We start from the raw sequence: 20823 nt of genomic DNA, 5'->3' as shown, positions 1-20823 counted from the left end.
AGTTTCAAATAGTATCAACTTACTGACCCGAGATGTGCAGAGCAAAGCGCCTGATTGCGGCCCCAGCCCAGATCTGAATACTTGCGCACTGACGTTCAGGATCAAATTCCGGACCGCAGCAATGTCCTGCAGAGCGCACGCGCGCAAAACACTAACAAATCATTAATAGGTCCGTATCGGTCCCAATGTTTCGCGCGCGAAACATTCGGGTGCTGGTGTTGACCTATTCGCCGGGGTGGCGGGCCAGTTCGGGCATCGGGGCCGGATCGTCTTTGGCCAATTCCTCAAAGTCAAAATTGTCCAACCGTCGCGCCCGACGCCCGGCTTTGTCGGCGCTGATCTTGATGTCGGCGATGTCCTTGGCCGCCTGTCCAAAATGCCGGTCCAGGTTTTCGACCCGCGTTCCCAACCGGTCCACATCGGCGTAAAGCAGGCCCAATTCCTTGCGAATGGCCCCCGCCTGCTCTTGCATCCGCGCGTCTTTCAGAATGGCCCGCATGGTGTTCAACGTGGCCATGCAGGTGGTCGGTGACACGATCCACACCCGCGCTGCAAAGCCGTCACGGACCACTTCGGGGAAATTGGCGTGAAGTTCGGCATAGACGGCTTCGGAGGGCAGGAACATCAAAGCCCCATCCGCCGTTTCGCCTTCGATGATGTATTTCTCGGAAATATCTTTGATGTGCTTTCGCAGCGAAACCCGCAATTGCTGTGCCGCGCGGTTCAGTTGGTCTTGCGAGTCAGCCTTTCGCAGCTGTTCATAAGCCTCAAGCGGAAACTTGCTATCAATCGCAATCGGCCCTGGGGGATTGGGCAAATGGATCAGACAATCCGCCCGTTTGCCGTTCGACAGCGTCGCTTGCAGATCATAGCTGTCCTTTGGCAGCGCCTTGCCAACGATATCCGTCAGCTGGATTTCTCCGAACGCCCCGCGTGTCTGTTTGTTCGACAGGATGTCTTGCAACGAAAGCACGTCGCCCGAGAGTTTGGTGATATTGTCCTGCGCCTTGTCGATGCTTTGCAAACGTTGCTGCAATTCGCCCAGGGACCGCGCGGTGCGTTGGCTTGATCCTTGCAGGTTTTCAGTCATCTGATGCTGCACCTGGGCCAGCCGCTTTTCCATCAGCTGCAACATCGCCGTCTGGCTTTGTGCCTGTGCTTCGCTCACATGGTGCAAGCCGCCGGACAGCCGTTCCTGACCATCGCTGAGGCTTTGCACCCGCTGCCCGACCTGGGCCAGCTGATAGACCAACGGTTCGCTCAGTTTCGCGGCGCGACGGGCCGAGAGCAGCGACAGGATGAGCAGCACGAACACCAATGCGCCAAGTCCGATGACAACAAGCACCACAGGATCGCTCAGATCAAATGCGAGATCACCAATCCGGATCATGTGCGGCCGAACAAGCGTTCAATGTCGCTCAACTTGAGTTCGACATAGGTGGGCCGGCCATGATTGCACTGGCCGGAATAGGGGGTTGCTTCCATCTCTCTTAACAACGCATTCATCTCCTCCCCGCGCATCTGGCGGCCGGACCGGATTGATCCATGACAGGCCACGCGGCTCAGGATTGCATCAATACGGTCTTGCACAGCCGTGGCCTGACCCTGATCATCCAATTCATCCAGAATGTCGCGCAACAGAGCCTCGGCATTCACCTCTCCCAATATCGCCGGAGTTTCGCGCACGACCACGGCCCCTGCCCCGAACGGTTCAACAGTCAAACCCATACGCGATAAATCCTGAACATTTTCTAAAAGCCGACCGCAATCAGCATCGGTCAGTTCAACAACATCCGGGATCAAAAGCGCCTGCGCCGGAACACTGTTTTCCGCCATCTGGGTTTTGAGTTTTTCATAAACAAGACGTTCATGCGCCGCGTGTTGATCGACAATGACAATCCCATCTTCGGTTTGCGCAATGATGTAGTTCTCATGCACCTGCCCGCGCGCCGCGCCAAGAGGCAGGGCGGTGGGGGTTTGTCCGGTCTCTTGTGGGGTGTCGTCGACCATGCGGCCTGAATAGGCGTCCTGCACCTCGGCAAAGCCGGGGGCCTGGGCGTGATAGGCCGTTTGTTTCGCGGCGAAACTCGGGCGGTCCATCTGGTAGACACGGGGGTTTTGCGGCTGTTCGGGGCGCATCGCGCCAAGAGTGGCACCGGCAACAGTGGTGGACGCGCGATGCCCGGCTTCGGCCAGGGCGTGGCGCAGGGCAGACACGATCAGCCCGCGCACAAGGCCCGGTTCGCGAAAGCGCACCTCGGATTTGGCGGGGTGGACGTTCACGTCAACCTTATGCGGATCGCAATCAATAAAAAGCGCAACTGCGGGATGACGGTCCCGGCTGAGAAAATCGGCATAGGCCCCGCGCAATGCACCGATCAAAAGCTTGTCACGCACCGGGCGGCCATTGACGAACAGGTACTGCGCGACAGCCGCACCGCGGGAATAGGTCGGCAAGCCCGCAAGTCCGGTCAGGTGGAGGCCTTCGCGTTCGGCGTCGAGCGGCACCGCATTGTCGATGAATTCGCGTCCCATGATCTGCCCCAAACGCCCGCGCAGGGCATCAAAGAGATCACCGGTGACAGCATCCGCGCGGAAGGTCACGCGACCTTCGCCGCCGCCCGACACGTCACGCAGGGTAAAGCTGACCGACGGTTCGGCCATTGCAAGACGTTTGACCACATCCGAGATCGCCTGCAGTTCCGCCCTATCCGAGCGCAGGAATTTCAGGCGCGCGGGGGTGGCGAAGAACAGGTTGCGCAGCGTGACAATCGTGCCTTTGGACAGCGCGGCAGGTTTGATCGGGTCCACCTTGCCGCCGGTGACGTTCAGCTCTGCGGCATCGTTTTGCGCGGCGCGACTGGTCAAGGTTAATCGACCGACCGCACCAAGCGAAGCCAAGGCTTCGCCGCGAAACCCAAAGCTGTGAATGTTCAAAAGGTCAGAACCATCAATTTTGGACGTGGCATGGCGCGACACCGCCAGAGACAGCTCTTCCGGTGGAATGCCAGAGCCATCATCCGTGACACGGATCAAGGTTTTACCGCCATCCGCAATCGCGATATCAATGCGCCTGGCGTCGGCATCAATGGCGTTTTCCACCAATTCCTTAACGGCAGAGGCCGGACGCTCTACCACCTCGCCAGCGGCGATGCGATTTATGGCGCTTTCCTCAAGCGGTTGAATTGAGGCGCGTATCTTGGGCATTTGGCTGTTCATGCCACGAGATGTAGCATGAGGCGTGCGATTCTTCTATGGGGTTTCCCAGCTATCGCACGCAACATTCTGCGTGACCCAGACGTGTGCCGCTGATCCTTCATGCGTCGTTGCGACGCTTTTGCCGTTTGCCCTAAACCTTGTTTTGAGCACGTGCAGAGCTTGGGGCGAGTTTGATTAAACAGCCCCAACACCCCAAGCGAATTGACCCCGCGTTCCTGCATGGTAACACGGGCATTATGCTGGAAATTTTCCTTCAAACTGTTCCGTTTTTTGCCATTATCGCCATCGGGTTCGGGGCGGGAAAAACCGGTTTCTTTACGGAAGAGGCCACAGCCTATCTTACCAAATTTGTCTTTTACTTTGCCCTGTCTGCGATGATCTTTCGCTTTGCAGCGAACCTGTCGTTGCGTGAAATTTTTGATTGGCGGATTGCTGCGGGGTATCTGTGGGGCACGGCTTTTGTCTATGGGCTGGCCATGGCAATCGCGTTTCTACGCGGTATGGATGTGGCGCGTGCAGGGTTCGAAGGACAGGTCGCGGCAATCGGCAATACCGGCTTTCTGGGTATTCCCATGCTGGCCCTGCTGATGGGAGAAGCCGCCGTTGGGTCGATCATTCTGATCCTTGCGATTGATTTGGTGGTCTTTTCCTCCTTGATTGTGATCCTTGTCGTCGGATCTCGCGAAGGCTCTTTGTCGTTCGGCATCTTCAAGACCGTGGGTCTGGGGGTGATCAAGAATCCGATGATCGTCTCAATTGTGCTGGGGTTTTCTGTGTCCGCCACAGGAGTGAGCATTCCGGAACCGGTGAACCAGTTTTTGGCCATTCTGGGGGCCGCTGCAACGCCGGGGGCGCTTTTTGCGATAGGGGCCTCGCTGGCCAGTAAATCGGCAGAACGCGTCACCATCGCCGGCTGGCTGAGTTTTTGCAAACTGGTCATTCATCCTTTGATGGTTGCGTTTGGGGTGTACTTTCTATTCCCGGCCGATCCATACAATGCCGGTGTTGCCGTCGCCGCGGCGTCTTTGCCTGTCGCTGGAAACGTGTTCATATTGGCGAAACACTATAACGTCGCACCGCAACGGGTGTCGGCGGCGATCCTGATTTCGACGGCGCTGAGCATTGTGACGGTGTCGTTTGTGATTTCTCGAGTTTTGGTCTGAGAGGGGCTTATGGAAACGGTATCTGAAAACGTCTGTTTTGATGGGGTGCAAGGGGTTTACACGCATCGGTCGGACGCATGCGCATGTGACATGACTTTTGGTCTGTATCTGCCGCCCCAGGCACGGGCCAGCAAGGTGCCCGTGCTGTGGTATTTGTCGGGCCTGACCTGCACCCACGAAAACGCCATGACCAAGGCAGCGGCGCAGGGGGTTGCGGCAGATCTGGGCGTCGCTTTGGTGTTTCCCGACACGTCACCGCGCGGCGAGGACGTTGCAGATGATGAGGCATATGATCTGGGCAAGGGGGCCGGGTTCTATGTGAACGCGACGCAAACGCCCTGGGCACCGCATTACAAGATGTGGGACTACATCTCTGCCGAATTGCCCGCGCTGATCGGGGCGGAGTTCGCGGTTGATCTGGATCGACAGGCGATCACCGGTCATTCCATGGGAGGCCATGGCGCATTGACGCTTGCCATGGCGCATCCGGGGCGGTTTGCGTCCGTGTCTGCCTTTGCGCCAATCGCGCATCCCAGCGCAAGTGACTGGGGACGCAAGCAATTGTCGGCCTATCTGGGTGAGGATCAGTCGAAATGGACCCTCCATGACACGACGTTGCAGATGCGCGAAGTCGGGTTTGACGGACCGGTCTTGGTGGATCAGGGCGGATCGGATCAGTTTCTGGACCTGCTGAAACCCGAAGCGTTGGCCGAGGCCATGGCGGCCCGGCGACAGGATGGGGTGTTCCGGATGCAGAAAGGATACGATCATTCGTATTTCTTTGTCTCGACCTTTATTCCCGATCATCTGGCCTTTCACGCCGACGCGTTGGGGCTGTGACGCGACTTTTCATTGATGCCGATGCCTGTCCGGTCAAGCAAGAGGCCGAACGGGTCGCCACACGGCACAAAGTGCAGATGTACCTGGTGTCGAATGGCGGATTGCGCCTGTCGCAGAACCCATTGGTTGAGGTGGTTGTCGTGCCGGACGGACCGAATGTGGCCGATATGTGGATCGCGGATCGGGCCGGGCTGGGGGATGTTGTTGTGACCGCAGACATTCCCCTGGCCGCGCGCTGCGTCGAAAACGGGGCACGGGTGCTGAAACCGAACGGAGAGCGGCTGGATGCGCGCAATGTGGGACAGGCTCTGGCAACGCGGGATTTGATGACCGATCTGCGCGCGGCGGACCCGTTTCGGCAAGGCGGGGGCAAAGCGTTTTCCAGGGCAGATCGTTCACGCTTTCTGGATGCGTTGGAGCGGGACATGCGCGGGGCAATGCAAGATGGCGGTTGAGATCATTCCATTTGCCGAAGGTGAAGCGCAACTTGACTGGATCGGGCTGACACAGGCCATCCAGGCGGGGCATGATTTGCCAAAAGCCAAGATCACTGACAGTTTCCTGTATCGCGGCGATGACACATTGCTGAACCGCGCCGCGTGGATTGACGGGCTGGGTCTGGCGGTAAAGTCGGCCACGATCTTTCCAAACAATGCCAAGACGGGCCGCCCCGCAGTCAATGGCGGCGTCACGCTTTATTCAGATTTGGACGGTACGCTTGAGGCGATTGTGGATTTCCACTTGGTGACAAAGTGGAAAACAGCAGGTGATAGCTTACTTGCCGCGCGGTGCCTTGCGCGGGGGGATAGCCGGGTCATTTTGATTGTTGGCGCGGGCGCAGTGGCCCAGTCTTTGATCGACGCCTATTCAGCGGGCTTTCCGAATGCACGGTTTTTGATCTGGAACAGAACCATGTCAAAAGCACAGGATCTGGCCTCTGCTTTTGAGCATGTCACGGCTGTCAACGACCTGCCATCCGCTGTGGCTGAGGCAGATATCGTGTCCTGCGCGACGATGTCAACGGACCCGGTTCTTCGTGGTGCGTGGTTAAAACCCGGCACGCATGTTGATCTGATCGGGGCCTATCGACCCGATATGCGGGAGGCGGATGATACCGCATTGACGCGGTCGCGGGTTTTTGTGGACAGTCTGGACACAACCGTTGGACATATCGGGGAACTAAAAGATCCGATAGCGCGCGGCGTTTTCTTTGAGACGGATATTATCGCCGATTACTATCGGCCGGAGCGGTTCAAGCGTCAGTCAGACGATGATATCACCCTGTTCAAAAACGGGGGCGGTGCCCATCTGGATCTTATGGTCAGCCGATACATCCTTGATCGCTGGCGCGGGCGGGACGGTTAGGCGCGGCGGGATCAGTCGAAATTTGCCGCCAGACGAGCATGACGGGTGACGGGGCCGTCACCCTGCGCCTCAATCCGTGAAATGGCCTCTTTCAAAGGTTCATATGCCACCGCCATATGATGTGCATTGGCATGCAAAAGCGTGTCGGCATCCTTGACCCAGCCCACATGCCCGTCCCAAAACAGAAGATCCCCGCGTTGTGGCGGGGTGCCGGGTGGCATGGTTTGCCCCAAAGAATGAGCTTGCTGATCGCTATCCCCGGGGCATGGGATGTCAGCCGCGTGGCACGCAATCTGAACAAGGCCCGAGCAATCGATTCCGAAAGCGGAATTGCCGCCCCAGACATAGGGTGTCCCGAGGAGCGTTTCGGCAACCGCGACGGGATCTGTGGCGGGGGTGTCACAGGGGGATAGATGCATCTCCGGCACGAATAAATCCTGCGGCGCGCCTATGATGCGGGCCCACCCGTTTTCCGTGCTTAACACGCTGACATGAGAGCCCAGAGAAAGCGGTATCTGTACGGTTTTCGTGTCTTTGAAGTGCGGACGGCCAAGCGCCATGGTCTGGCGCGCACTGATGCGGTGGGTTGTTGGCTGCTCAACAGGTGCCAGTGTTTCGGCATTAATATATCCGGCATACCCATCCGCGCGCGTGAACCCGAAAGCAAAACCGTGTTCGCGCGCCAAAACGCAGAAAACTTGGCCCCATAACACTTCTCTCTCTCGCTCACCGTCCGGGGCGGACCGCACTGCGGTGAACGGAGCTGCTATGACGCGGTGATCCACGCCATCGGTAAAGCGGTCAGCCGCGACCTGCCCTTGCAGGCTGGAATGGGCAATTGTGCCATTTGACCAAAGCGCACGCCGATCTGTCATAGGTCAAGCAGATCCGGCAATGCATCGAACACCGCGCGCGCGCCTTGCAGCGCGCCGCCTTTGGGTCGGCCCGGAGCAGCGGTTGGCTGCCAGCCGTAGATATCGAAATGGACATAATTATCGTCGTCGTCGACAAACCGGCGCAGGAACAGCGCCGCGGTAATTGCCCCGGCAAACCCACCTTTTGGCGCATTGTCGAGATCCGCAATACCGGGTTCTATCATCGTCTCGTACGGGTCGTGAAAGGGCAACCGCCAGACCGGGTCGGCCATGCGACGCGCCGAAAGGTCAAGCGATGTCGCAATCACGTCATCATCAGTGAAATAAGGCGCAATATCCGGGCCCACCGCGACACGCGCGGCCCCGGTCAATGTGGCCATCGACACAATCAGATCCGGATCACCTTCGGCGGCGAGCGTTAAAGCATCGGCCAGCACAAGTCGGCCTTCGGCATCGGTGTTGTTGATTTCAACGGTCAGACCCTTGCGAGAGGTCAGAATGTCTTGCGGGCGGAAACTGTTGCCGCTGACGCTGTTTTCGACGGCGGGAATCAGCACGCGCAATTGCAGCTGCAAATCGGACGCCATGATCATATGCGCAAGTCCAAGAACATTGGCGGCCCCGCCCATGTCTTTTTTCATCAAACCCATCGACCCACCCGGTTTGAGGTTCAACCCACCAGTGTCAAAACAGACGCCCTTTCCGACCAGTGTCAGGATTGGCCCATTGGTTCCCCAAGACATGTCAATCAGGCGCGGCGCGCGATCAGAGGCACGGCCCACGGTGTGAATCATCGGGTGGTTCTGTTTTAGCAGATCATCACCTGTGACCACAGTGATCTTGGCATCGTGCTGGGCGCAAAGCGCGCGCGCCGCGGCCTCAAGTTCGTCCGGCCCCATGTCAGAGGCTGGTGTGTTGATCAGGTCGCGGGTCAAAAATTCAGCTTCGGCCAGGATTGCGACCCGGTTTGCATCGACCCCATTGGGGGCCACCAGCGTCGGCCGATGCGTTTTGGTTTCGCGATACCTTTCAAAGCTGTACCCGGCCAGAAGCCAGCCGAGAACCTCTTGTTCCAGCTGATCGTCTTCTATGCCGCTGACGATTTCGTAGGTGGCTTTCGCCAATCTGGGCATCGCAGCCGCAAGCGCGAATCGCCCGCGTTTGCGTTTTGCGCCGCTTCCATATCCGATCAGAGCTGCTTCGGGTTGACCCTTTTCATTCGGGATGACCAGAGCAGAGCCAATGGCCCCCTTGAAGCCGCTGGCCTCCACCCAGGTGCGGATCTTGTCGCTTTGCTGTCCGGCCCACAGCGCCACCTCATCAGTGCCAAGAACATGTAAAGGCACAGCTTTGGTGCCTGCAGGCGCAAGTGCAACGGTCATTGATATCCCCTTTTCCGCTTGCGCAAAGGGTACGCCGATGACCGCGCGCTGCAAGCGGAATTACAAAGACAGATCCAGACCCAAATCGGCACAGGCAATGGCAATCTCTCCGGTGCGGAGCAGACGACACAAGGTTGCAGCCAGCGCGACACCTTCGTCCCGGTCAATACAAATCAAGACGTCTTCGGAGATTGCCGCGATCCCCGCCAGGCCAATCTGCTCGGCAATCGGCACAAGAGACCGCACGGTTTTTCGCAATGCCGGTGTATTCGCATCAGTATAATGGTCGCGAATTTGGGCAAGCCGTTGTGCCATATCCTCAAGCGCGCGACACAGAATATTTTCTGCCACGTTCGGCCCAAGATCCCGACTCAGCGTATCAAGGGTGTCCTCATCAAAGTGCGCGGTGTCTCGCGGATGCAGAACCGAAATCTGGTCCACCATCGTTTATCCTTTCTCACCCCTACCTTGGGGTATCTATCGCAGCCATCTCTTTCGATCCGGTAACTCCCGCGACGGTTTTTCTCTCGAATTCCTTTCAATTTCGACGTATCCCGCGTTGAATGATGTATGACCGGGCGGAGGATTTCATGAACGCCGCGAAGCCACTGCCTTCTTATCTCATCCAGCGCTATCATGGATGGAAGGCGACGACCTATTCCGACAATCGGGCGTGGTACAAACGCCTTGCCACCGAAGGCCAGCGCCCGCGTGCGATGGTGATTTCATGCTGCGACAGCCGTGTTCATGTGACGTCGATTTTCGGAGCCGATCAAGGTGAATTCTTTATTCACCGCAACATCGCAAATCTGGTTCCGCCATATGAACCCGATGGTGACCACCATGGCACATCCGCCGCTGTGGAATACGCTGTAACCGCGTTGAAGGTGGCACATATCGTGGTGCTGGGGCATTCGAATTGCGGGGGCGTTCAGGGATGTTACGACATGTGCTCTGGCAACGCGCCGCACCTGGAGGAAACGTCAAGCTTTGTGGGCCGCTGGATGGATATTCTGCGTCCCGGCTATGATCGCGTGACCGCGTCGAATACCGCTGAGGATCACGTTCGCGCGCTTGAAAAGGAATCGGTCATTGTTTCGTTGGAAAACCTGATGACGTTCCCCTTTGTAGCCAGTGCCGTCGAGGACAACAGCCTGACATTGCACGGCCTATGGACCGACATCGGAGAAGGCGGTCTGGAATTTTTCGAGCCCGCATCGCGGACCTTTCAGGCCGTCTGATCAGTTTTTCAGTGTCGCGGTTGCGCCGGTACAATCGCTGCGCAATTTCGGCCGCCCCAGCCTGTCGGCCAATCGTGCCAAAGGCGATCCGATCATGGCACCTGTGCAGATGGGTTTGCCATGTTCGTCCGCCAGAACCAGATGTCCGGACCGGAAGGTGATTTCATATCCTTTCGCACCCAGCCGAGTGCACAGGTCACCCCAGCTGGTGGCGTGTTCAAAATGCGGAAGCAGGATTGTGCGCAACAGCATGACCGTTTCGCTATCAAGAGGCGGAGGCATGCTGGCCGATTGATCTGGCACGAAAGGGCCGGGCTGCGCTGTCATTTTGTCACCTGTACCAAACACTCAACGATGCAATCAGCCTGCGAGTGAATTGCGGCAGAATTGGGGCAGCATGGTGCGGTGGTGCCGGGTGTGAAGTTTACGCAACAGGTTGTTGGATTTCGTGAAGATCCGATACCGGAACATCCCCCGCATGGGACGCGGGGGATGTCTAACTTAAGGGTAGCCCATTCAGCCTTTTTTCAGAACCTCGCGGCCCAGAACTTCGGCAATCTGCACCGCATTCAGGGCTGCACCCTTGCGCAGGTTGTCCGAAACGCACCAGAGGTTCAGGCCGTTGTCGATAGTCGAATCCTGACGGATGCGGCTGATGAATGTCGCGAAATCGCCGACGCATTCCTTGGGCGTGACGTAGCCACCGTCTTCGCGCTTGTCGATCACCATGATACCGGGGCTTTCGCGCAGGATGTCGCGGGCCTCGTCCTCGTCGAGGTGATCCTCGAATTCGATATTGATCGCCTCCGAATGGCCCACGAACACCGGAACACGAACACAAGTGGCCGTGACCTTGATCGCCGGATCGATGATCTTTTTCGTCTCCGCGACCATCTTCCACTCTTCTTTGGTAGAGCCGTCTTCGAGGAACACGTCGATATGCGGGATCACGTTAAAGGCAATGTCCTTGGGATAGACCTTGCGTTCATAATCCGCCGTAGGATTGTAGACCGCCTTGGTCTGGTCCCACAGTTCATCAATCGCGTCTTTGCCAGAGCCGGACACCGACTGGTATGTGCTGACCACAACGCGCTTGATGCGGGCGCGGTCGTGCAGTGGCTTGAGCGCGACGACCATCTGCGCGGTTGAACAGTTCGGGTTGGCGATAATGTTCTTCTTTGACACCTGGTGGATCGCATCGGCGTTACATTCCGGCACGATCAGCGGCACGTCAGGGTCGTAGCGATAGAGCGACGAATTATCGATCACCACACAGCCCGCTTTGGCCGCGACAGGCGCGTATTTCTTGGTCGCGTCAGAGCCAATGGCAAACAGCGCAAAATCCCAGCCTTCGAAATCGAACGTATCCAGATCCTGCGTTTTCAGCGTCATGTCGCCAAAGCTGACCTCTGTCCCAAGCGACCTGCGCGATGCAAGTACCGCGATTTCGTCAACGGGGAACTGACGCTCGGCCAGGATATTCAGCATTTCACGGCCCACATTTCCAGTGGCACCGGCAACAACGACTCTGTAGCCCATGGGACTCTCCTTTCATCTGCCTGCCGATGTCGTGAACGACAGGACTGGCGTGGCTCTTACAGGCATTGCTGCATTTGCGAAAGAGGCTGGACCCCCGATCGCTGCATTGCGCATCTTCTTTTGGCAAATATGCAAATCCCACCGAATGGATCAGCGCCCGGGTATGCCGTCTCTGGGCGGAGCGGGGTCCCAATTGTCGATGATGTCAGCCGCTTCATATGCGGTTTCGACAAAGCGGAACAGATCAAGATCTTCGGGGCTGATGGTGCCCGCGTCCTTGAGCGCCTCCCAATTGATGATGGTTTCCCAGAACGCCCGCCCGAACAAAAGGAACGGCACGCGGTCCATGCGGCCTGTTTGGATCAGGGTCAGGGATTCGAACAATTCATCCAATGTGCCAAAGCCGCCGGGAAAAATACAGATCGCCCGTGCGCGCAGAAGAAAGTGCATCTTGCGAATGGCAAAATAGTGAAAGTTGAAGCATAATTCAGGCGTGACATATGCGTTCGGGGCCTGTTCGTGGGGCAACACAATGCCCAATCCGATGGACTGTCCACCGACATCCATAGCACCGCGGTTGCCTGCCTCCATCACGCCAGGGCCGCCGCCAGTGACAATGACAAATTCCCGTCCCTCCGCGTCCATTGATTTTTGTGTCATCAGGGCGGCGAATTTTCGGGCCTCGTCATAGAAATGCGACAGCTTGCCCAGCGTTTCGGTGCGTGCGTGTTCGGCTTCGGACGGGCGCGGGATGCGTGCGCCACCGAACAGAACAACCGTGCTTTCGATCTGATGTGCATCCATTTCCATTTGCGGCTTGAGCAGCTCAAGCTGGAGCCGCACCGGGCGCAGTTCTTCGCGGCACAGAAACTCGTCGTCAGCAAAGGCCAGACGATAGGCCGGGGAAAGTGTCTGCGGTGTATCGGGAACTTTTCTGGCTTTGCTGCGGTCGCGTCCGGCATCGCGGAAAGGGCTGCTGCGCTGATCGTTCATGTAAAGCGGTTCCTTGTTGATCTTTTAGCAGACCTATCGCGTCACATGGCAAGTGACCAGAGAGTGCTGCGCAAACCCCCGCATTGCTAACCGCCCGTCCGGGTTCTATAGGACAGCAACCTTATTCTTTCTTCTTTGCTCGGGATTGCCTCATGTCGAACGCTCAGCTTGAAACTGCCATCGAAGCCGCGTGGGATGCGCGGGACACCATCACGCCCTCCACAGGCGGCGAAACACGCGAGGCGATCGAGGATACGCTGAACGCGTTGGACAGCGGGTCCCTGCGCGTTGCCGAAAAGCAAAACGATGGCAGTTGGCATGTCAATCAATGGGCCAAGAAGGCGGTGCTTTTGGGCTTCCGGATCAAGGACATGGAGCAGCATGACAATGGCCCGCAAGGCGGCGGCTGGTGGGACAAGGTCGACAGCAAATTCAAAGGCTGGGGCGACAACCAGTGGAAATCAGCCGGATTCCGGGCTGTTCCGAACTGCGTGGTCCGCAAGTCAGCCTATATCGCACCGGGCGTTGTGTTGATGCCGTCATTTGTGAACCTTGGGGCCTATGTGGATGAAGGCACCATGGTCGACACCTGGGCAACCGTGGGGTCCTGTGCGCAGATCGGCAAGAATGTTCACCTGTCCGGCGGCGTTGGAATTGGCGGCGTCCTGGAGCCGATGCAGGCCGGACCGACCATCATCGAGGACAACTGCTTTATCGGGGCGCGATCCGAAGTCGTCGAAGGTTGCATCGTGCGCGAAGGCTCGGTTCTGGGCATGGGTGTGTTCATCGGACAGTCGACCAAGATCGTCGATCGCGAAACCGGTGAGGTCATGTATGGCGAAGTGCCGCCCTATTCGGTGGTCGTGGCCGGGTCGATGCCGTCGAAGAACAACATCAACCTGTATTGCGCCGTGATCGTAAAGCGCGTGGACGAACGGACACGATCCAAGACCGGCATCAACGAATTGCTGCGGGACTGACCAGCGCAAAACTCCGCGCCGCGTGTCTTTTCAGGGGCTGAGGATACAAGAACAGGGTCTGTTATGACTGAAGCACCCCGCAAAGCGAAAAAGCCGCAACATGTGTTCACTCTTGTTGTCGAGGTTGGGCGGAAAACCGGTGACGGGTTGCCCAAGGGGGCAACTGGCGCGGGGTTGATGTGTTATGCGTCGGGCGTGGACGAGGCGGAGGCCGTGCGCGAGACGGTGGCGATCCTGAAGCAGGCGGATATGGCCCCTTTGGATGTGACCGGATACGGCACATTAGAGGATCGCAAGGCACTGGGGCATGAGATCGACGATGACGAGATCGAACTGATGCAAAAAGCCATGGACGACAATGCCGTCGTCGTCGCCCAGGTGACGCCCTATTTTGGCGACAAGACAGACTAGGCTGCGCGGGCTTCGGCCAATGATATCGCTTCGAAGGCGCGCAGAACCTGATACCCGGCGCGGTGGTGTTCGGGAAGCTGTGAGCGTGACTGTCCACTGAGAACAGAGGCGTCCAGCAGCGGCTTATCCCGGCGCATCCGCCCGATATACAGCGATTCGAGCGCGGCGTCTGGAATGCGGACGGCGTCGTGATGTGGCAAAAGCACCTGATGATAGGTGACAAATCGCGGTGCAGGTTCGAAATGGCCTGCATATCCATTGACCAGGATCGAGGCCGGGATCAGGATTTCTTCTCGACCGAACAGGTATTCGACTTCGGGACCGCTGACCAAAAGCCGCTGATGCCGAGACACCACAATATCTTGCGTCAATCCGAAATACGGGGCGCGCAACCTAACCGGTCGGAACGACCCAAGGCTTGGCACGTCGCGGCGGATGACGTGCAATACCGGCACCAGTTTTCCGTCCGCCGCACGCACAACATCGCCAGGCTTTACCACGGTTGCCAGCCTTGTGCCCTGCGCGGTTTCCAAAGGCACGGACGGAGCGAGGGTCGGCATGGGACCGACCGGTTCAATGTCGGTTGAAAGCGCGACAAAGATCACATCCGGGTCAACCTCGGTCAGCCCCTGAGGTCTGGACAGCGCCAGCAGGTCTTCCAGCATGGGGGCTTGTGTCATTGCGAAATGCCTGATCAGCACATGTTCGGTTTCCGGACGCGCAACCACAAAGCGCCCAAAGCCTTGGGTGACATCCCAACTTATTGTCACCTGAAGCGTGTCTGTGCGAGCTTCGCGGCCACGGTCCAACACTTCATGAACGACAAACTCACCCAGCGCGATGACAAGAACAACGCTGCCGTGGGGCGTCGACATCAATGAATAGCTGGCTGTGGCGCGGGTATCGCGGTGATATGACAGCAAGGTTTGCGGGCGTGCGTCCGGCGACAGGCGGGTTTCCAAAACGATTGACCCGCGTGGAACGCAGGCTTTGGGTCGGCTGATTAACAACGCCTCGACATCGTCGCGCACCCAAGGCGTGCGGGTGCCGCAATCCAACAGTGCAAACCAGGTCATGCGGCGGCCCCGAACAGCATTTGGGCTTCGTGTTTTTTCAGGATCTGGCGCGCGGAATCGCCGTAGCCTTTGCCTGTGGCAAGATCGAGATCCGGGAAAAGCTGCGCGATTTCGGCAGCGACATCGTTTTCAAACGCATCCGCGGTTTGCGGTCCGGGAAGGAAGCTTTCGGTCGCAAGGCCGTTGGCCATGACGATCTCGTGCTGATCAAACAGCAAATGCACATAGGTGACGCTACCGCCTTCGACAGATGTGATCTTGCGCCCGTCGACCAGATGTTTTGCCGCGACCAGAACCTCTGGCGTGCCAAACACAAGATCCGCCAGCGGATCACGCACCAGAATGCGGTGTTGTGGCGACAGCATCAGATTGGCGTGGTCGCCGAATGTGCCCGCCGCAACATGCACCGGCGCGAAAGAGGCAACAGCCGCGACAGTGCGCTGACCAATCCAGCGCAAGGGCTGATATCCATGATCCAAGGTCCAGACCAGATCGCCCTGTGTCAGGTCTTCGACCCGCGTCCAGCCAGTTTCAGTTCTGATGCGCGTTCCAGCGACAAAACAGGGGACGGTATCAATTGTGACAAAACCGACATCGACTTCGCCATTGGTGCTTTCGACTTCGTATGTGAAATTGACGCTTTCAAAATCGCTATCCGACGTGACCGAAAACGTGCCATCTGCATTCAGCGTGACCGTCTGGCCAGTTGTCAGCGTCACACTATCACCCGCGATAACCGGGATGCCGTTGATATGTGTGATGGTCAGCGTGCCGCCGGTGTAGTTTTCATCATTCCCCAAGACATCAAGCGTCTTGGTCTTGTTGGTAAACATGCTGATCGCATCTGACTGCGCGACAAGATCCGTCTGAATCGAATCCGCCGCAATCAACAGATTTGAATCGTAGTTGCTATCGGCCACATCGGCGATACCGATCCGGATGGTATTGTTCTGGTCTGGAATGACCTGCATGGTCATTGTCAGCGTGACGGTGAACCCGTTCATTTCCGTGTTGTAATCATCGTTCGAGTTGTCAAGAAACAGGTTCGCATTTTGCGTGGTGTTCAGGTTGGCCGGGTCCACATCACCATTGCCGGCCTGAATATCGACCTGGGTTTCATTGATCCAGACGCCAACAAAATCCTGAAACTGGGAATTGGTGAAATCGGGGAATTCCTCGGTGGCGAAAACAAATCGAATTGTCATCAGATCTTCGTCCGGGACGAAAACGATATCCAAAAAGGACGCGTCAAAGGTGCGGTTGCCCGCAGCCGTGTTGAAATCGATGTTGTTGTTGGGGCCGAAGCTGAATGAAGTGGTTGAATCGCTGCGGTTCGGATCGCCGGATGACTGTGTGAATCTGTCTGCCCGTCCGGTGGACAATATCACGCCGGTGTCGCTTGGGGTGGTGTTCGGAGCCAGAGCGTCACCATTGCTATAGATCGCCGAGGACCGGCTATCGCCCGTGTAGCTTGCGCTGATGACGGTCGTGCCGGTGCCGAAAATCGTCTGCGCCATCGCCAAAGGACTGGCGTTCGTTGTGTACGTAAGCTCTGCGCCTGTCGCCATGCCTGCCTCGCTGAGTGCCAAGGCAAACGGCCCGATACTTGCCAACCAAAGCCGCCACCGGTGTTTTCACCGTGTCGCAACACACAAAATATGAACCCGTCTGCCTCAAGACGTTTATTATTCATCAAGCCGTAACACGAAGGTGTCACAGATGTCATGCCTAGCACGACATGGGCCTGTTCCGCGGCCCCCCAAAATGCGGCCTTTTCGTCACATTTGCCTCTTTCGTCTTTGGGCGTTAGCCATGCAAAACTCTACTGCAAGGCATTGATCATGTACGAAACCGACCCTGTTACACTGACCGCCGAACTTGTGCGCTGTCCGTCCATCACACCAGCAGACGGCGGTGCGCTGGATGTGTTGAGATCGCTTCTGGAGAGTGCCGGGTTCGAATGCACGCGCGTGGATCGCGGCGGCATTTCTAACCTTTTTGCGCGTTGGGGCGAAAAAGGACATGCAAAGACGTTCGGGTTTAATGGGCACACGGATGTGGTGCCCTTGGGCAATCCGGATGATTGGACGTTTGATCCGTTCGGAGCCGAGATCAAAGACGGTTTCCTATACGGACGTGGGGCGACGGACATGAAATCGGCCGTCGCAGCCTTTGCAGCCGCAGCTGTTGATTTTGTGCGCACGACCCCGCCTGACGGGGCTGTGATCCTGGCCATCACCGGGGATGAGGAGGCCGATGCGGTTGACGGGACGGTGGCGCTTTTGGATTGGATGCACGCCAAGGGCGAGCAGATGTCCGTGTGTCTTGTCGGAGAACCCACCAGCCCCAACCACATGGGAGAAATGATGAAAATCGGGCGGCGCGGATCAATGACGGCATGGGTCACTGTAACCGGAAAACAGGGCCATTCCGCCTATCCGCACCGCGCGTTGAACCCGATGCCGGCAATGGCACGTCTGATGGATCGGGTATCGTCACATGAATTGGATCAAGGGACGGCACATTTCGATCCGTCCACATTGGCCGTGTTGACGATTGATACCGGCAATCCGGCAACAAATGTGATCCCGGCCGAAACACGGGCCTGCATCAATATCCGGTTCAATGACACACATACCGGTGCTGGCTTGTCCGATTGGTTGCGACACGAGGCGGCTGCGGTGGATGCCGCGTTTGGCACCAGCACAAAGGTAGAGATCACCATCTCTGGCGAGAGTTTCATCACACCGCCGGGTCCGTTGTCGGATCTGGTCGCCAGGGCGGTCGAACGCGAAACCGGGGTGACCCCCGAATTGTCGACCACTGGCGGCACATCGGATGCGCGGTTTGTGAAAGACCATTGCCCCGTGGTTGAGTTTGGACTGGTTGGCAAAACCATGCATGCGGTTGATGAACGGGTCGAGGTGGCGCAGATTGGAGAGTTGAAACGCATCTATGCGCGTGTCCTGAAGGATTATTTCGCAACATGAGCGTTGAGATTTCGCAGACCACTGACCTGACCGAATGCCTTGCGCTGCGCTACACTGTGTTTGTGTCCGAACAGAACGTGCCCTTCGATCTTGAGCGGGACAGCCTTGACGCGACGGCGGTGCATCTGTTGGCGCGTGTGGATGGCGTGCCGATGGGCACTGCGCGGATTGTTCTGAAAGACGGCACCGGGAAAATCGGCCGGGTTTGCGTGTTGAAAGAGGCGCGCGGCACAGGTTTGGGTGCGGCGCTGATCCGCAAGGCTTTGGACGTTTTGCGCAATACGCAGGGCATCACCCGTGCCGCCCTTGGCGCACAACTGGATGCGCTTGGGTTTTATGAACGGCTTGGTTTTTCCGCTTATGGCGAAGTGTTTGATGACGCGGGAATTGATCATCGCATGATGGAATTGCGCTTCGACACCTGAGAGCCTGCGTGATAGGCCAAGGACATGAGCAAACTGCCCAAGAAAAGCGATATCCTTGACTGGATTGCCGCGAACCCGACCCTGACCGCGAAACGCGATATTGCAAAGGCCTTTGGCATCAAAGGTGCCGCGCGGATTGACCTCAAGCGCCTGCTGAAAGAGCTGGAGCATGAGGGACATCTGGAAAAGCGGAAGAAAACCTATCGCGATCCGGACCGCCTGCCGCCTGTCAGCGTGCTGCAGGTGAAGGAACCGACGATTGACGGGGATCTGTTTGCCAAGCCATTGGAATGGCACGGCGAAGGGGTTGAACCGATTGTCCTGATCGTGCCGCGCGCCTCAGACCCGGCTTTGGGGGAAGGCGACCGCATTCTGGCGCGGTTGCAGGTGGTGCATGAGGAGGATCACAATTACGAAGCACGGCTGATCCGCCGGATCGGAACGAACCCGCATCGCGTGGTCGGGATTTTCAGGGCGGGATCTGACGGGGGGCGCATCCAGCCCATCGATAAAGGCTCCGACAAGGAATGGATGGTTGCCGCCGATGCAACCGGCGGTGCCAAGGACGGAGAGCTGGTGGAGGCAGAACAGGCCGGACCCGCAGGGCGCATGGGCCTGCCCCGCGCCCGGATCACGCAGCGGCTGGGCGACCCCTCTGCCCCGCGCGCGGTGTCGTTGATCGCGATTCACCAGCATGGAATTCCCGACACGTTCCCGGACGATGTCATCGCCGAGGCAGACGCGATGAAACCGGTTGGCCTGAACGGGCGCGAGGATTTGCGAGACCTCCCGCTGATCACCATCGACCCGGCGGATGCACGGGATCACGATGACGCCTGTTATGCCCATGCCGATGATGACCCAAAGAACGACGGCGGGCATGTGATCTGGGTCGCGATTGCGGATGTGGCGCAATATGTGACGCCGGGCTCTGCTTTGGATGCCGAGGCGCGAAAGCGGGGCAATTCCAGCTATTTCCCGGACCGCGTGGTGCCGATGCTGCCGGATCGGTTGTCGGGTGATCTGTGTTCTTTGCACGAAGGCGTGCCGCGTGCCTGTATTGCCGTGCGAATGCAGATTGATGCCAAGGGCAAAATGATCGGTCACCGCTTTGTGCGCGGGCTGATGAAATCGCCTGCATCGCTGAACTATCAAGAGGTTCAGGCGGCCATGGACGGCGATCCGAATGACAAGGTCGCGCCACTGGTGTCGGACGTGATCCGGCCCCTTTATGCGGCGTACGCAGCTTTGGTAAAGGCCAGGAACGCGCGTCAGCCGCTGAACCTTGATCTGCCGGAACGCAAGATTGTGTTGGCCGAAGACGGCACAGTGCAGTCGGTCGATTTTGCCGAGCGTCTGGACGCGCATCGGCTGATCGAGGAATTCATGGTGCTGGCCAATGTCGCGGCTGCCGAGACATTGATTGCGAAGCGCACGCCGCTGCTGTTTCGGGTGCATGAAGAACCACCGGTCGAAAAACTGAACGCGCTGCGCGAAACCGCAGATGCGGCGGGATTCACCTTGGCCAAGGGACAGGTTCTGAAAACTGCCCATCTCAACAAGCTGCTGGACGACGCCGCAGGCTCCGAAGAGGCCGAGCTGATCAATCTGGCGACGTTGCGGTCGATGACGCAGGCTTATTACAACCCGGCAAATTTCGGCCATTTCGGCTTGGCCCTGCAAAGCTATGCACATTTCACATCGCCCATCCGGCGGTATGCAGACCTGATTGTGCACCGCGCTTTGATCACGGCGCATGGATGGGGCGATGATGGTCTGTCTGTGCAGGATATCGACCGGATCAAAAGCACGGCAGAACATATCAGCGACACCGAGCGTCGTTCCATGATGGCCGAACGCGACACCACGGATCGCTATCTGGCGTCCTTTTTGTCAGACCGCATCGGGGCCGAATTCAGTGGCCGGATCAGTGGCATTGCGCGGTTTGGGGTGTTCGTGAAGCTGGACGAAACCGGTGCCGACGGGCTGATCCCGATCCGGTCTTTGGGCAACGAATATTTCCATTTTGATGCGGATGCCGCGACACTTATGGGGGCCGACACCGGCACGATGATCACGCTGGGCCAGCGGGTGACTGTCAAGCTGACGGATGCGGCGGCTGTGACGGGTGGGATTGGTCTTGAGCTTCTGACACTTGAAGACTCCGAACTGCCCAGCGGCTCTGGCAAAGGCCGAATGGGGCGGCGCAGTCGGCCCAAGGGCAAAGGTGGACCAAAGCGTAAAGCGGCGAGAGCCAAGAAGAAAGACGCAAAGACCAAACGCAAGGTCACGCGTCGGCGGCGAAACGGCTAGGCTGTGCATAA

20 protein-coding genes are annotated in these 20823 nt (G+C 57.9%); 10 read left to right on the top strand and 10 right to left on the bottom strand.

What is annotated here, in order from left to right:
• Positions 1–223: 223 nt before the first annotated feature.
• Positions 224–1390, bottom strand: coding sequence for a DNA recombination protein RmuC (locus ACG74X_RS15645; RefSeq protein ID WP_411236042.1), 1167 nt, complete (start codon positions 1388–1390; stop codon positions 224–226).
• The gene (gene mutL, locus ACG74X_RS15640) at positions 1387–3207 is read right to left on the bottom strand and encodes a DNA mismatch repair endonuclease MutL (RefSeq protein ID WP_411236041.1); all 1821 of its coding nucleotides are present in this window, start codon (positions 3205–3207) and stop codon (positions 1387–1389) included. The genes ACG74X_RS15645 and mutL overlap by 4 nt, the downstream gene beginning before the upstream one ends.
• Before the next feature lie 248 nt (positions 3208–3455).
• Between mutL and ACG74X_RS15635 the strand changes: the two genes are divergently transcribed.
• Genes ACG74X_RS15635 through ACG74X_RS15620 form a run of 4 tightly spaced genes read left to right on the top strand, consistent with a single transcriptional unit; the run spans position 3456 to position 6587 of the window.
• A complete protein-coding gene (locus tag ACG74X_RS15635; RefSeq protein WP_411236039.1) occupies positions 3456–4382 on the top strand; it encodes an AEC family transporter in 927 nt (308 codons plus the stop codon).
• Positions 4383–4391: 9 nt separating this feature from the next.
• Complete coding sequence (fghA, locus tag ACG74X_RS15630; RefSeq protein WP_411236037.1) at positions 4392–5222, top strand: S-formylglutathione hydrolase; 831 nt, start codon at positions 4392–4394, stop codon at positions 5220–5222.
• Positions 5219–5677, top strand: coding sequence for a YaiI/YqxD family protein (locus tag ACG74X_RS15625; protein WP_411236036.1), 459 nt, complete (start codon positions 5219–5221; stop codon positions 5675–5677). Before fghA ends, ACG74X_RS15625 begins: the two co-directional genes overlap by 4 nt.
• Positions 5667–6587, top strand: coding sequence for an ornithine cyclodeaminase family protein (locus tag ACG74X_RS15620; protein ID WP_411236035.1), 921 nt, complete (start codon positions 5667–5669; stop codon positions 6585–6587). Before ACG74X_RS15625 ends, ACG74X_RS15620 begins: the two co-directional genes overlap by 11 nt.
• A gap of 11 nt (positions 6588–6598) precedes the next feature.
• Here the strand turns inward: ACG74X_RS15620 and ACG74X_RS15615 are convergent, their stop codons facing one another.
• The 3 genes from ACG74X_RS15615 to ACG74X_RS15605 are packed head-to-tail and all read right to left on the bottom strand — an operon-like array spanning position 6599 to position 9288.
• The gene (locus ACG74X_RS15615; protein WP_411236034.1) at positions 6599–7462 is read right to left on the bottom strand and encodes an NlpC/P60 family protein; all 864 of its coding nucleotides are present in this window, start codon (positions 7460–7462) and stop codon (positions 6599–6601) included.
• Positions 7459–8844: a leucyl aminopeptidase family protein gene (locus tag ACG74X_RS15610; RefSeq protein ID WP_411236033.1), complete on the bottom strand. Its 1386-nt coding sequence runs from the start codon at positions 8842–8844 to the stop codon at positions 7459–7461. Before ACG74X_RS15610 ends, ACG74X_RS15615 begins: the two co-directional genes overlap by 4 nt.
• Positions 8845–8904: 60 nt before the next feature.
• The gene (locus ACG74X_RS15605; protein WP_411236031.1) at positions 8905–9288 is read right to left on the bottom strand and encodes a hypothetical protein; all 384 of its coding nucleotides are present in this window, start codon (positions 9286–9288) and stop codon (positions 8905–8907) included.
• 146 nt (positions 9289–9434) lie between these two features.
• On the opposite strand from ACG74X_RS15605, the gene ACG74X_RS15600 reads away from it, so the two are divergent.
• Positions 9435–10085, top strand: a complete 651-nt coding sequence (locus tag ACG74X_RS15600) for a carbonic anhydrase (protein WP_411236030.1) — start codon at positions 9435–9437, stop codon at positions 10083–10085.
• On the opposite strand, the gene ACG74X_RS15595 is transcribed toward ACG74X_RS15600, so the two are convergent.
• The 3 genes from ACG74X_RS15595 to ACG74X_RS15585 all read right to left on the bottom strand — a co-directional run bounded on the left by ACG74X_RS15595 (position 10086) and on the right by ACG74X_RS15585 (position 12617).
• On the bottom strand, positions 10086–10412 hold the full coding sequence (locus tag ACG74X_RS15595) for a hypothetical protein (RefSeq protein ID WP_411236028.1): 327 nt from the start codon (positions 10410–10412) through the stop codon (positions 10086–10088).
• A 189-nt stretch (positions 10413–10601) separates the two neighbouring features.
• Complete coding sequence (locus tag ACG74X_RS15590) at positions 10602–11624, bottom strand: aspartate-semialdehyde dehydrogenase (protein WP_411236027.1); 1023 nt, start codon at positions 11622–11624, stop codon at positions 10602–10604.
• 150 nt (positions 11625–11774) lie between these two features.
• Positions 11775–12617, bottom strand: a complete 843-nt coding sequence (locus ACG74X_RS15585; protein ID WP_411236026.1) for an LOG family protein — start codon at positions 12615–12617, stop codon at positions 11775–11777.
• A gap of 152 nt (positions 12618–12769) precedes the next feature.
• Here ACG74X_RS15585 and dapD point away from each other — a divergent pair, with 152 nt between their 5' ends.
• Positions 12770–13597: a 2,3,4,5-tetrahydropyridine-2,6-dicarboxylate N-succinyltransferase gene (gene dapD, locus ACG74X_RS15580; RefSeq protein ID WP_411236025.1), complete on the top strand. Its 828-nt coding sequence runs from the start codon at positions 12770–12772 to the stop codon at positions 13595–13597.
• Positions 13598–13660: 63 nt separating this feature from the next.
• Positions 13661–14008 (top strand): hypothetical protein, encoded by a 348-nt coding sequence (locus tag ACG74X_RS15575; protein WP_411236024.1) that lies wholly within the window; start codon positions 13661–13663, stop codon positions 14006–14008.
• On the opposite strand, the gene ACG74X_RS15570 is transcribed toward ACG74X_RS15575, so the two are convergent.
• Together ACG74X_RS15570 and ACG74X_RS15565 are read right to left on the bottom strand one after the other, a co-directional pair.
• Positions 14005–15084, bottom strand: coding sequence for a Hint domain-containing protein (locus ACG74X_RS15570; RefSeq protein ID WP_411236023.1), 1080 nt, complete (start codon positions 15082–15084; stop codon positions 14005–14007). The two genes, ACG74X_RS15575 and ACG74X_RS15570, sit on opposite strands and share 4 nt — an antisense overlap.
• Positions 15081–16697, bottom strand: a complete 1617-nt coding sequence (locus ACG74X_RS15565) for a Hint domain-containing protein (RefSeq protein WP_411236022.1) — start codon at positions 16695–16697, stop codon at positions 15081–15083. Before ACG74X_RS15565 ends, ACG74X_RS15570 begins: the two co-directional genes overlap by 4 nt.
• A 228-nt stretch (positions 16698–16925) precedes the next feature.
• Here ACG74X_RS15565 and dapE point away from each other — a divergent pair, with 228 nt between their 5' ends.
• Genes dapE through rnr form a run of 3 tightly spaced genes read left to right on the top strand, consistent with a single transcriptional unit; the run spans position 16926 to position 20812 of the window.
• Entirely contained in the window at positions 16926–18074 is a 1149-nt protein-coding gene (gene dapE, locus ACG74X_RS15560) for a succinyl-diaminopimelate desuccinylase (RefSeq protein ID WP_411236092.1), read from the top strand.
• The gene (locus tag ACG74X_RS15555; RefSeq protein WP_411236021.1) at positions 18071–18499 is read left to right on the top strand and encodes a GNAT family N-acetyltransferase; all 429 of its coding nucleotides are present in this window, start codon (positions 18071–18073) and stop codon (positions 18497–18499) included. The genes dapE and ACG74X_RS15555 overlap by 4 nt, the downstream gene beginning before the upstream one ends.
• Positions 18500–18523: 24 nt before the next feature.
• Positions 18524–20812, top strand: a complete 2289-nt coding sequence (rnr, locus tag ACG74X_RS15550) for a ribonuclease R (protein WP_411236020.1) — start codon at positions 18524–18526, stop codon at positions 20810–20812.
• Positions 20813–20823: the final 11 nt, after the last annotated feature.

The organism is Marivita sp. S0852, assembly GCF_046591575.1.
GTDB lineage: Bacteria > Pseudomonadota > Alphaproteobacteria > Rhodobacterales > Rhodobacteraceae > Marivita.
This window is presented reverse-complemented; position numbering and strand designations above follow the sequence as displayed.